Genomic DNA, 12348 nt, shown 5'->3' with positions numbered 1-12348 from the left:
CGGGTTGCGTAGCGATGCTTAAAACGGGCAGGGGGCGACAAACTTTACCCAAGCACTGGTAAACGGGTGATAGAACTCCACGCGATAAGCATGCAGCAATAGTCGATCTTGTTCCGCTGTCGGTTCCGAGTCGTAAAACTCATCCCCTAGAATCGGGTGCCCCAAACTCTGCATATGCACTCGTAGCTGGTGTGAGCGCCCGGTAATAGGCTTTAAGCTGACTCGGGTGTGGCCATTTTCAAAACTCAAAGGCGTCCACTGTGTGATGGCGTCTTTGCCCCATTCGGTGCAAATCATTTGTCGCGGGCGGCGCTCCCAATCACAGCGTAATGGCTTACGTACTTCTCCCCATTGGCCTTTGATTTCGCCACGAATGATGGCGCGATATTCCTTCTGCACATGGCGTTCTCGGAACTGGGCGTACATACGCTTTTGGCACTCTAGATCTTTAGCGATCAGAATCAAGCCAGAAGTGGCGTAATCAAGACGATGAATGGCATGGGCTTCGCCGTAAAGCTGCTCCGCCCGAGCCACAATGGAGTCGTATTTGTCTGCGCCGCGACCGGGCACAGACAAACACTTGGCTGGTTTGTCGACCACCACCAGCCATTGGTCTTCATAGAGAATGTTCAGCACTTGCGAAAGTTACTCAGGCTTGGTCGTCAAGATGATACGAATCGCATCCAAACGGATTTGGTGCTCATCAATTCGTACCAAGCCTTCGCTTAAGTAGCTTTCGAATTCGGCGATGTGTTCATCGCGAATGGCCGGGTTTTGCTGCTGCAGTTCACGTAGACGCTCAATCTCCGCCTGCCACTTACGTTGGTACGTTTCCTTGGCGTTATGAACTGTCGGTCGAGCTTGCTCTTGGGCGCTTAGCTGGTGAGCTTGCAGAATCTCCAGCAGCTGCGGGCGGAGGGCTGCGACCCATTGCTCGGCCACGCGGTTTGGCACCCCTTTTAGCTTCTCCGCCCACTTCTCAGGGGTGAATTGGCTTTGTAGGAATTTACCGTTGGCGTCCGATAGCTGCCAAATCGGCGTCATCGGTAACGACTGAGCAAGCTTCAAGCGGGCGTGTCCTGTGGTTTCAATCACGAACATACTTTCGACCAATACGGTGCCTTCTGGCAGCGCGGCAATTGGCAAAATAGCTGAAGTCAGTTTGCCAGAGTCAAAGCCTTGCACCTCATCCATCAGCATGGTGATCAATGGGTGTTCCCAAGTCGCAAACGCCACGTCTTCACGTTGGCTCGCTTGGCGACGATCCAACATCAAGGTTTTACCTTCTTCTTCAATGCCAGGCAGGGCTTCAAGCATCATGTCCGTCGAAGGGCGGATAAACCAAGAACCAAGTTCTGGTACGTCATTTAAACACTCCGCATGGATGTTAAAGGCATGGGTTACTTGCTCAATGTATTCGTGTAGACCATGGGTTTCTTGATCTTGGATTTGATCAATCAGTGCCTGGGCGACATTAGGGCGGCAAGAGGATAGCTCAAGCAGGCGGTTACGGCCTTCTTCCATTTGTTTTAGCAGGGCTTCGTGGTAGATGTGCGCTTCTTCAAGCAAGGCATCGTCATCATCATTGCCGTACAAGAATGCCTGCAGTGGGGCTTGGAACGCTGACTTCACTTTGTCGCCTGAACCGGTGGTACGGTTAAAGGCATTCAGAGCGAGGTGGTACCATTTGTAGAGGCGCTCTTGCACGCTACCTTCTAGGTAAGGAACATGAATTTGCACGGTATTACGCTGACCAAGGCGGTCCAAACGGCCAATGCGTTGCTCCAGTAGGTCTGGGTGCTCCGGTAGATCGTACATCACCAAGTTGTGGCTAAACTGGAAGTTACGGCCTTCGCTGCCGATTTCCGAGCATACCAGCACTTGCGCACCATCTGGGTCGGCAAAGTAGGCTGCGGCACGGTCACGGTGGATCAGAGGCATTTGTTCATGGAAATCCGCACTCTGGAAGCCGGCAAAGGTTAGCTGGTCGTTCAGCCATTGTGCCATATCAGCCGTGTGACAAATCACCAATACCTTGCTACCTACTTTTTGGTCACCGAGGAATTCTTTTAGCCAGTTCCAGCGCGGGTCTTGCTCCCAGTAACCGTGGTCTACTTGAGATTCTGGCAATACATGGTGCGCGGCGCTGTCGGCAAAGGTGTCGTTGGTTTCTAAGGCGTAAACGTTTAGATTCCGCTCTGGGAAGCCACCAATGGCCGCACGGGTGTTACGGAACATCTCACGGCCAGTACCATGACGGTCAATCAGCCAGTTAATTGCATCTTGTGCGGCGCTGACCAGTTTAGCTTCATCGTTGGAAACGAGGTCGGCAAACCATTCTTTTGACTGCACGTCATGGAAGTAGTCAGAAAAGATATCACCCCAATCTGGCAGGTCTGCCGTCGAGTCTTCATTGGTGAAGGGTAAGATTTGCTCCGCCAGCTCTGCGGCGCGCTTAAATTCGCTTTGCTGAGCATGGTATACCTCAAAGCTGTGGTAATGCTCAGGGTCCAGCAACTGTAGGCGAGAGAAGTGCTCACGTTCACCGGTTTGTTCTGGGGTGGCGCTTAATAGTAATAAAGACTCTGTGGTCAGTGCCAATTGCTCAACCAGCTGGTAGGCAATACTTGGGGTCTCTGGGTCCCAAGCCAAGTGGTGGGCTTCATCGACAATCACCATATCCCACTCTGCAGACAGCATGTGCTTCGCTGCTTTACCGTTTGTGGAAACAAAATCGATCGGCGCGATCACAAAAGGCTGACCTTCAAATGGGTTGTCGTCGCCATCCATGTAATCTTCGTAGGCGCTTTCGTTGATCAAGGTAAATGGCTGATTAAAGCGACGCAGCATTTCCACTAACCATTGGTGCTGAAGGTTGGTCGGTGTCAGAATCAAAGCACGCTCAGACAAACCATTGAGGACACGGTGATGCAGAATCAAACCGGCCTCTAGGGTTTTACCCATACCCACTTCGTCGCACAACAAGGCACGTGCCGCAGGTCGGTTGGCAATATCGTGGGCAAGGTAGATTTGGTGCGGTAACAGCTCGGCTTTCAAGCCCATTAAGCCACGCACTGGGCTGGCGGCATGCGCCGCTTGATGCTCGAGGGTATTGCGGCGTAGGTCAAACCACATACGACGTGCAGGGGACAGCGCTAGGATGGAATCCAGCTCGTTCTTGTCGTTACGTGGAAATTGAATTTCGGATTCGTCGATCCATTCGTCGCCGATGTTGTACTCCATCAGGCCGTCAAACTCACGCACTTCCTCAACCGTGTGCGCTTCACCTTCAAAGATCAGTTGGTCGCCAGGGGTCAGGGTACGGCGCACTAAACTGGTTTGCGAGACGGCGTAATTGCGCTCACTCTCAGCATCGGAAAAAAATAAGACAAAAGATTTTGGCTGTAATTCGATAATAATGCCGATCCCTAGATCAGGTTCGTTTCGGCTGCTCCAACGTTGTCCAATTTGGTACATAACTACTCTTTGTCGTCTTCAATAATCTTAATGTTGCCCTGACATAAATCGATCAGAGCCTGCTTTTGTTCAGGCCAAGTACGTTCAATGACGGCAAGGGTCATTTCGATGTCTTCGGAGAATTGTTTGTCATCGACATCGATATCGCTGTTTTCTAACCAATACTCCACCTTACCTAACAAAGGATAGGCGATCTTGATGAAAACGGTTTGACGTGGGTAAATTTCTTGCCATTCAAGCTTGTCCAGTGCTTCGACAACCGCTTGACTGTAGGCGCGCACCAAGCCTCCGGCCCCTAGCTTTATACCGCCAAAATAACGGGTCACCACCACAGTGATTTCGCCAAAGTTGGAATGCTGTAACACGTTCAGCATCGGCTTGCCCGCAGTGCCCTTGGGTTCACCGTCGTCACTTTGATCCCACAGATGAACATTGTTCGGGGCGCCGGCCACAAACGCCCAGCAGTTATGGTTCGCATCAGGGTAACGCTGGTTAATATCGGCAATAAACGCCTTGGCCTCGTCACGGCCTCGGGTGCGGCGCACCGTGGTGATGAACTGGCTGTTCTTAATTTCCAGATCAAAGCGCTGCTCGTGTGTTGGGCTCTGGTAGTAATCCATGTAAACTTCGCTTAGCGATTGTTTATACAAAAGCTCTTGTTTTTAAACGTAAAGTGGCGGGTTGAATATAATGACAGACTGGTTGCAACAATCTGTGTGGATTGCTTTGGGATGTGTTGTAGGTGTTGCCATCACGACCGCCATCGCGGCAGGTATTGTACAGAGAATCCAGCGTAAGTGGCAGGCTGAGCATGAAAATTCTGTGCAGGAATTGATTCAAACACGACAGCTTTTGGAACGTTCCCAGCAAGAAGTGCATCAACTCGAAAAAGAAGCCCTAACCTTGGAGCAGCAGTTTGCCGCGGCGCAGGAAATCTGGCAGCAAAAAGAACAGTTCTTCGAGCAGCAAAAACACCAGAATGAAGTGCAGTTCAAACAGTTAGCCCAGGACATCATGCAGCAGCAGGGTGCACGGTTAGCGAGTGAGAATGAACGTCAACTGCATGCCATGCTGACACCACTGGGTCAGAAGATCCATGAGTTCCAACAACGGGTTGAACAAAGCTATGACCAAGAAGCCCGCGAGCGCTTTTCGCTGGTCAAAGAGATCAAAAATCTGCAACTGCTGAATCAGCGTATCAGTGACGATGCCATGAGTTTGACGGAGGCATTAAAAGGCCAAAACAAGGTGCAAGGTGGCTGGGGCGAGGTGATTTTAGAGCGCATACTGGAACGCTCGGGTTTGGAAAAGGGTCGTGAGTACGAAGTTCAGGTGTCATTGAACACCGAAGAGGGCAAACGTTATCAGCCGGATGTGATTGTGCATTTGCCTGAGAGCAAGCAAATCATCATCGACTCAAAAATGGTGTTGGTGAGCTATTTGGCCTATGTGGAAGCGGAAGACGAGCAGCAAAAGCAGCAAGCGTTGCGCCAGCATCTAGAAGCGATTCGCCGTCATATGAAAGAGCTAGGTGCTAAGAATTATCATGATCTAAAAGGCATCACGTCGCTTGATTTTGTGATTATGTTTATCCCGATCGAGGCCGCTTATGGCTTGGCCTTGCAGGCTGAAAATGGCCTGTTCTCAGAAGCCTTTGAGCACAACATTATCATCACTGGGCCATCCAACCTATTGGCTACCCTACGCACCGTACAAAATATTTGGCGCAATGAAAAGCAAAGCCAAAACGCGCTGGAAATCGCCCGTCAAGCAGGGGCCATGTACGATAAATTCGCCGGCTTTGTACAAGATATGGATGAGATTGGCACGCGTATTGACGCGTTGTCACGCAGCCATGAACAAGCGATGAAGAAATTGACGGTAGGGCGTGGCAACTTGATGAATCGAGCGGAGCGCTTGCGTCTGATGGGAGCGAAAACCAACAAGCAGTTAACGCTCCCTGAAGAAGATCCAGACTTTCAAGAACAGCTAGACGATTAGTCTTGCAGCCACAGTACCTTATGCTCTTTGCCGTAAGGAATGTTTTGTAGATCAAATAAAATGCTTTGTGTCACCTTGCTTAAATCAGTGCTCGGAGCCTGCGAGGCTCTGGCAACGATATGAATGTTCAGCGTCTTGTTTAGGTAATGCAGCTGAGTTAACTCTAGGTCAATGTAAGCTCGGTGGGTACGAAGCATAAAGCCCAAATCCGCCAAAATCTGATCACGGGCCGGCAACTGCAGCGCAGGTGGGCGGCCGCTGTGTTCATGCTCGAAGGTATCGGATTGAATGTGATCGTCGGTGTCCACATGCACCATCACGTCCTGTACTTGAGGGTGAGCCTTCTTAATGGTGTAAACCACCAAATCACTCAGATAGTGGCCTTCACTTACGGTGGCGTGGGCAGGTACGTGAATGTGCATATCTAGGAAAATCTTACCGGCCATAGAGCGGGCACGAATATCGTGTGGCGCCATGACGTTTTTAAGGCCCGAAACGGTCTCTTTGATTTGCTCGATGGTTTTCGGATCCGGTGCCGTATCGACCAATTCTTTGAGGTTATCCCAGATCATTTCCACGGCAATTTTGCCGATGAAAAAGCCGACCACTGCCGATGCCACTTTGTCGGCCCATGCGTAGCCAAAGTAGACGCCAATAAGGCCAATCAATACCGCTACAGAAGAAAGCGCATCGCTACGGCTGTGCCAAGCGTTGGCCACCAATAATTTACTGCCGATCTGATCGCCAGCACGTTTGGTGTAGTGGAAGATGGCTTCTTTGACGACAATGGTCAAAATAACCGCTCCCACACCATACCAAGTGGCCACAGGCGTGGTCTCTGCGTTGAAGGCTTCAAACACAATACCAGTGGCCACGACAATGAGGATGACGCCTAAAATCACGGTGGTTAGGGTTTCAAACCTAAGGTGACCATAGGGATGGTTTTTATCCGGCGCCTGGCGCGCATTATTGGAGGCGATCACGACGAATACGTCGGTGACCAAGTCCGATAAGGAGTGGATACCATCAGCGATAAGGGCTTGTGATTGAGACAGCCAACCAGCAATGATTTTGGCTATTCCTAAGACTGCATCCCAAAATGCCCCAACGATGGTAACTCGTTGAGCTATTTGCTTTTCTTGCTGCAATTTTGACATGGTTTTGGGTCCTACGCGGGTTCACTAGTGCGTTGATATGGAACTCATGTTACGGGTAAATAAGGGGCTAAGAGGGCAGATGCTTACGGTTGTTGGCATTGCCATCGTTCTCCCCATGGTTATCCACCCAAACTGTGGAAAACTGTTATTCGTCGACGATTTCAAACCACAATTTGTATGACTCAAAAAACTCACGGATGGTTAATGACATAAGTGAGAAGTTAGCGTCCATATCGGATAGGGCTCCACCTTGTGAATCATTAAACGCCGATTCTTTTAGGGTGTCGTCGAATTTTACTTTCTTCAAAGTCAGGTCACTGTTCAACACAAAAGACATCTTGTCAGTCCAACGCAGTGCCAGGCTTTTTACCGTCATACCTTGTTCAAGGTGACGGGTCACGTCCTCTGACAGCGGTTCGAGTGATTTAAAACGGATTTTAGCTTTGTCCTCTGAAGAATCTTCGATTTCACACTCATCGCCGGTTTCAAGGCTCGCTGGCACGTCGTTTTTCATCAGCCAATCGGTCATCACCATAGCTGGAGAGGCTTGTGCTTGCAGTGGCACCATTGGAAAGCTGCCCAGTGTCGTTTGCAGCAATTTGAACAATTGCTCTGTCATGCCTGCATTGGTGCTGTTAAGTACCAGTAATTTGGCTTTTAAATCAATATAAGCCCAGATGTCGGTGCGTTTTGCGAACGCTTTCGGACGCAGGCTGAACACCAACTCTTCTTTGATGTCGGCTTTCTCTTTACGACCGACTTTGCGGCCTTCGACCACTTCGATTTCGGAGACTTTGGCTTCGAGTTCTTCTCGAACCACCGCACTTGGCAACACTTTTTCTTCTTTGCCAGCACGGATCAGTAAACACAGGTCACTGGCAACGGACCACTGTTCGCTGTTACGAATCAGTGGCATCCAGCCAAAGGTAAACTCATCCTGTGAGCCACATTCACGCAATGGGAACTCAGGAAGTTTGGCGATCAAATCGGCACTGCTGAAGTTTTCCGTGTCTTTGAGTTGGAATATTTGTATGTTCTTAAACCACATGTATCAGTCCTTCATCGCGTCTTTAAAATGTTTACGGCACACAGAAATGTAGCGATCATTGCCGCCAATTTCGATCTGTGTGCCTTCCTTGATTGTTTGACCTGCGCCATCCACTCGAATGACCATGGTGGCCTTGCTGCCACAGTGGCAGATCGTTTTCAGTTCGATCAACTTGTCAGACCAAGCCAAGAGAGCTTGGCTGCCGGGAAATAACTCGCCCTGAAAATCGGTACGAATACCAAACGCCAAAACGGGGATGCCCAATCGATCCACCACCTCGGACAGCTGGTAGACCTGCTGTTTGGTTAAAAATTGCGCTTCATCCACCAGCACACAGCCAATGCTGGCTTGCTGGTGATTGTCTTTGATGAGCTGATACAGTTCCGTGCTGGCGTCAAAAAGCTCTGCTTCCGCGGCGATGCCAATGCGCGAGGTAATACGACCTTGGCGATAGCGATCGTCCAGTGCCGCCGTCAACAGCAAGGTGTTCATACCGCGCTCTTGATAGTTGTAAGCGGACTGGAGTAGGGTCGTTGATTTACCCGCATTCATAGCAGAATAATAGTAGTAGAGCTTGGCCATCAGCGGTTAGCCTTCCTTGTTAGGAACTTTGGCTTTATTGAAGGCAAGGGCCACTTGCATGGTTAACCAATCTGCACGTTTAATACCTGACATTTCACACAGCATGTCGAGCTTTTTTACGGTATCCTCATCGACTACTAATTCGACACGTTTCATCCCGAGCGATTTTTCCTTTTCGCGTTGGACGCGCTTATTGGCTTTGAGTTGGTCTTTGCGTGGCAGTGGATGAGTACGGGGGCGGCCGCGAACCGTGCCAAATAGGTCGATGGTATTGCGGTCAGAAGAAGCTTTAGCCATAACGTAAAATGAATATCTAATCAGTAGGTTGTAAATGGAAATAGAAGAATTTGAATCCTTGATGATGACCGTGCTTATCACAGGCTTTTGCCTGTTTATGTTGTTCATCATGTGGGACTTAGCTCGTAAATCAAATGCCGGTAAACTTGGCACCTTTATTATTATCGGTGGTTTGGGCCTTGGAATGCTAGCTTTTGTGCTAAAAGGTGTTGTGATTGAGCTAATTCTTGGGGGTTCTGTTTAGACTATCACCAGATAGCCTAAACAGATGGCCAATTTTTAGTGGTTTTGTTGATAGAGGCTGATGAAGTCTAGGATGACTTCCGCCGCTTCATGGGCGTAAACATCCTCTTCCGGTGCTTCGATATCGTCGACATCTTCAATGGTCGGCAAATTCAGCGCTTGGCGGCGTTTGTTTTCACGATCGAGTCCGCTTTGTTCACTTTCTTCACGTTGCTGTTCACGCGTTCGCTCATTCAATGAAATCGACTTGAAGTGCTCGTTTTGCTGTTTCACGTAAGCAATCTGATCTTCTAGCGCGACGAAGTTAGCATCCTGTTTGATGCGCTTCTCATGCAATGAGGTGAGGTCGGCTAGATACTCGTCAAAGTGCCAGTAGACTGGGTAGCGTGTCTCGTGAATCTTGTCCCAAGGCAATGGCTTTTCTAGGGCACTTTCACCCACTTCATCAGTGTTGATTAAAGATGGGAAGTTGATGTCTGGCATCACGCCTTGATGCTGGGTACTCTCACCAGAGACACGGTAGAACTTAGCTTGGGTAATCTTAAGCTGGCCTTTGTCGACTTCTTGCAGCACTTGTACCGTGCCTTTGCCAAAGGTTTGGTCGCCAACAATGATGGCGCGGCCATAGTCCTTCAAGGCTCCGGCGACGATCTCCGAGGCTGAGGCGCTCATACGGTTGACCATTACTGCCATTGGGCCACTGTAGGCCACATCACGATCCTGGTCGCCTAAGATACTCACTCGGCCTGAGGCATCACGAATTTGCACCACAGGACCTGCCGGAATAAAGAGGCCTGTTAAAGAGTTGGCTTCTTGCAGTGAGCCGCCGCCGTTGTTACGTAGGTCAAGGATCAAGGCGGTGATGCCTTCTTCCTGTAGTTCTTCGATGAGCTTTTTCGTATCACGGGTAGAGCTCTTATAGTCGCGATCACCGCGTTGGATCGCGGCAAAGTCTGAATAGAAGGTAGGCAGTTCAATGACGCCGACTTTAAAGGTTTCACCGCCGCGTTCTACTTCAACGATTTTCTTTTGCGCTGATTGGTCTTCGAGTTTGACCTTCTCGCGCGTGATGGTGATCTTCTTGCTGTTCTGGGTACTGCTGGTGGCGGGAATGATTTCTAGTACCACATTGGTACCGCGTTCACCACGAATCATATCGACCACGTCATCAAGACGCATACCGATCACATCCACCATAGGTTCGCCTTCTTGGCCAACAGCGATGATACGATCATTCGGTGCCAGTTCGTTCTGTGCTTCGGCTGGACCGCCGGGGATCAGACGCACCACCTTGGTGTAGTCATCTTCCATTTGCAGTACCGCACCAATCCCTTCTAGGGATAAGCTCATATTGATGTTGAAGGCTTCCGATGCGCGCGGTGCGAAATAGCTGGTGTGTGGATCGAGTGCTGCCGTCACCGAGTTGGCGAAGCTTTGGAACACATCCACCGCATTGGTTTGATCAATTTGACGCAGCTGACTGCGATAACGTCGTTCAATGGCATCAATGATATCCTGTTGCTCTTCACCGTTAAGTTTCAGTGTCAGGGCACGGTTTTTAATGCGCTTACGCCAGTAGTTATCCAGTTCGGTCTCGGTTTCCGCCCAGGCCAGTTTGTCTGGGTCGGCATTGAGGCTTTCATCGACATCGTAACTAAAGCTTTTGACCATGTCTGGAATCTCGGCCAGCACTTTTTCTAATCGCGCTTCCGCGCGCTCTAGATAAAGGTTGTAGATGTCGTAAGCGACTTGCGAGTCGCCGTTACGTAGGGCGTCATCGAAGGTGTTGCGGTATTGAGACAAAGACTCGACGTCTCGTTTCAGTAAAAAACTGCGTGATGGGTCTAAGGCATCTAGGTAGTTATCGAAAGCTTGCTCTGAAATTTCATCGTCGATCAGAGTTTTGTTATAGTGAACGCTTTCCAATGTTGCTACGATTTCTTGTGCCACTTGGTCGTAATCGTGCGGTGGTTCAAGTTTTTCATAGGCCGAAACGGAACCGCTGGCTAACGCGATACTTGGAAGTAAACTTAACAACAGGCGTTTGTAGATCATCCGCGATTGGTTCCCTTAAACTGATTTGTCTGTGATTCCCTAAAATCATATTAGACTCGTATCGACAAGACCAGTCCAGTGGTGAAAAAGTCGTTTTTTATCTCATTGACTCAGCAGGAAAATATGAATCAAGCCAGCTTTAATCATTGTTTATTGTCATTTCTTGATGATTCCCCCACACCTTTTCACGCAGTAGCGACGATGAAGCGTGATCTGCTGGCGGCAGGTTACCAAGCGCTAGATGAGCAACAAGAGTGGGTTATTAGCGAAGGCGGTAAATACTTCGTTACCCGCAACGACTCATCGATCATCGCTTTCACTACGCCAACGCTGGATTTTGCCCATCAAGGTTTCCGCATGATTGGTGCTCACACTGATAGCCCCTGCTTGAAGTTGAAGCCAAATGCCCATGTAGAACGCTTCGGCTACCATCAATTGGGGGTTGAAGTGTACGGTGGCGCGTTGTTGCATACCTGGCTAGACCGCGACCTGTCGATTGCTGGCCGTGTGACCTTTAAAACTGAAAGCGGTGAGTTGAAAAGTCGTCTGATCGATTTTAAAGACCCGATTGCCTTGGTTCCGAATCTGGCTATTCACTTAAGCCGCGGGGTCAATACTGAGGGCTTTAAGGTCAACCCACAGGAAGAAATCCTGCCGGTGTTATGCGGTGCGGAGCACACCTTTGAGTTGGAAAAACTGCTGACTGAGCAAATCCTGCGTCAACATAATGATGTCTCTGTGGCATCGGTACTGAGCTTTGAGTTAAGCCTGTACGACGTACAAAAGGCTGCTATTACCGGCTTACATGGTGACTATATCAGTGCGGCGCGTCTGGATAACCTATTGAGTTGTTACGTCGGCATGCAAGCGCTATTAAACGCAGATTCTAATCGTCCAACTTTATTGATCTGTACCGATCACGAGGAAGTGGGAAGTTTGTCATCCTGCGGCGCCAATGGTCCCTTCCTAGAGGACGTATTACGTCGTCTGACGCCAGTCCCTGAGCAATACACGCAAACGGTACAGCAGTCGATGCTGATCTCAGCGGACAATGCCCACGCGCTGCACCCCAACTATGCAATGAAGCATGATCAACAGCATGCCCCTTTGATTAACCAAGGGGCGGTGATCAAGGTGAACAATAACCAACGCTACGCCACCAACAGTGAAACGGCTGCGGTCTACAAAGACATTGCCAACCAGTTGGACTTACCGGCGCAAACGTTTGTCGTGCGCAGCGATATGGCTTGTGGCAGTACCATTGGTCCGATTACTTCCGGTGAAATTGGCGTGGCGACCTTGGACATCGGTTTGCCGACTTTTGCAATGCACTCGATCCGTGAGCTGGCGGGCAGCGTAGATGCTTTTAACCTGTACAAAATCTTGCTCGAATTCGCCAAGCGCGAGCAGTTAATTACTAAGTAAGCTGTACGTCTTAAAAGAAACAAAAATGCCCAGCAAGTGCTGGGCATTTTTAGTTGTGTAGGC

11 protein-coding genes are annotated in these 12348 nt (G+C 49.7%); 3 read left to right on the top strand and 8 right to left on the bottom strand.

What is annotated here, in order from left to right:
- Positions 1 to 18: 18 nt before the first annotated feature.
- The 3 genes from MAQ5080_RS02400 to MAQ5080_RS02390 are packed head-to-tail and all read right to left on the bottom strand — an operon-like array spanning position 19 to position 4097.
- The gene (locus MAQ5080_RS02400; protein ID WP_067205357.1) at positions 19 to 636 is read right to left on the bottom strand and encodes an RluA family pseudouridine synthase; all 618 of its coding nucleotides are present in this window, start codon (positions 634 to 636) and stop codon (positions 19 to 21) included.
- Positions 637 to 645: 9 nt separating this feature from the next.
- A complete protein-coding gene (rapA, locus tag MAQ5080_RS02395; RefSeq protein ID WP_067205359.1) occupies positions 646 to 3477 on the bottom strand; it encodes an RNA polymerase-associated protein RapA in 2832 nt (943 codons plus the stop codon).
- A gap of 2 nt (positions 3478 to 3479) precedes the next feature.
- Complete coding sequence (locus MAQ5080_RS02390) at positions 3480 to 4097, bottom strand: YigZ family protein (protein WP_067205361.1); 618 nt, start codon at positions 4095 to 4097, stop codon at positions 3480 to 3482.
- Positions 4098 to 4167: 70 nt separating this feature from the next.
- Here MAQ5080_RS02390 and MAQ5080_RS02385 point away from each other — a divergent pair, with 70 nt between their 5' ends.
- On the top strand, positions 4168 to 5478 hold the full coding sequence (locus tag MAQ5080_RS02385; RefSeq protein WP_067205364.1) for a DNA recombination protein RmuC: 1311 nt from the start codon (positions 4168 to 4170) through the stop codon (positions 5476 to 5478).
- On the opposite strand, the gene MAQ5080_RS02380 is transcribed toward MAQ5080_RS02385, so the two are convergent.
- The 4 genes from MAQ5080_RS02380 to ybfE all read right to left on the bottom strand — a co-directional run bounded on the left by MAQ5080_RS02380 (position 5475) and on the right by ybfE (position 8562).
- Positions 5475 to 6635 carry a cation diffusion facilitator family transporter gene (locus MAQ5080_RS02380; RefSeq protein WP_067205368.1) on the bottom strand — a complete coding sequence of 387 codons (1161 nt, stop codon included), beginning with the start codon at positions 6633 to 6635 and terminating at the stop codon, positions 5475 to 5477. The genes MAQ5080_RS02385 and MAQ5080_RS02380 overlap by 4 nt on opposite strands.
- A 145-nt stretch (positions 6636 to 6780) precedes the next feature.
- Positions 6781 to 7683 (bottom strand): recombination-associated protein RdgC, encoded by a 903-nt coding sequence (locus MAQ5080_RS02375; RefSeq protein ID WP_067205371.1) that lies wholly within the window; start codon positions 7681 to 7683, stop codon positions 6781 to 6783.
- A 3-nt stretch (positions 7684 to 7686) separates the two neighbouring features.
- Positions 7687 to 8265 carry a thymidine kinase gene (locus MAQ5080_RS02370; RefSeq protein ID WP_067205374.1) on the bottom strand — a complete coding sequence of 193 codons (579 nt, stop codon included), beginning with the start codon at positions 8263 to 8265 and terminating at the stop codon, positions 7687 to 7689.
- Positions 8266 to 8271: 6 nt separating this feature from the next.
- The gene (ybfE, locus tag MAQ5080_RS02365) at positions 8272 to 8562 is read right to left on the bottom strand and encodes a LexA regulated protein (protein WP_067205377.1); all 291 of its coding nucleotides are present in this window, start codon (positions 8560 to 8562) and stop codon (positions 8272 to 8274) included.
- A 34-nt stretch (positions 8563 to 8596) separates the two neighbouring features.
- Between ybfE and MAQ5080_RS02360 the strand changes: the two genes are divergently transcribed.
- Positions 8597 to 8806, top strand: a complete 210-nt coding sequence (locus tag MAQ5080_RS02360) for a DUF2788 domain-containing protein (RefSeq protein WP_067205381.1) — start codon at positions 8597 to 8599, stop codon at positions 8804 to 8806.
- 35 nt (positions 8807 to 8841) lie between these two features.
- Here MAQ5080_RS02360 and MAQ5080_RS02355 read toward each other — a convergent pair whose 3' ends face one another.
- Positions 8842 to 10860 carry a carboxy terminal-processing peptidase gene (locus MAQ5080_RS02355; protein WP_067205385.1) on the bottom strand — a complete coding sequence of 673 codons (2019 nt, stop codon included), beginning with the start codon at positions 10858 to 10860 and terminating at the stop codon, positions 8842 to 8844.
- A gap of 123 nt (positions 10861 to 10983) precedes the next feature.
- On the opposite strand from MAQ5080_RS02355, the gene MAQ5080_RS02350 reads away from it, so the two are divergent.
- Positions 10984 to 12285, top strand: coding sequence for a M18 family aminopeptidase (locus tag MAQ5080_RS02350; protein WP_067205389.1), 1302 nt, complete (start codon positions 10984 to 10986; stop codon positions 12283 to 12285).
- Positions 12286 to 12348 lie beyond the last annotated feature (63 nt).

The sequence above is a fragment of the Marinomonas aquimarina genome, assembly GCF_900089755.1.
Classification (GTDB): Bacteria; Pseudomonadota; Gammaproteobacteria; order Pseudomonadales; family Marinomonadaceae; genus Marinomonas; species Marinomonas aquimarina.
Note: the sequence above shows the minus strand (reverse complement) of the source record. Positions and strands in the feature narration are given on the sequence as shown.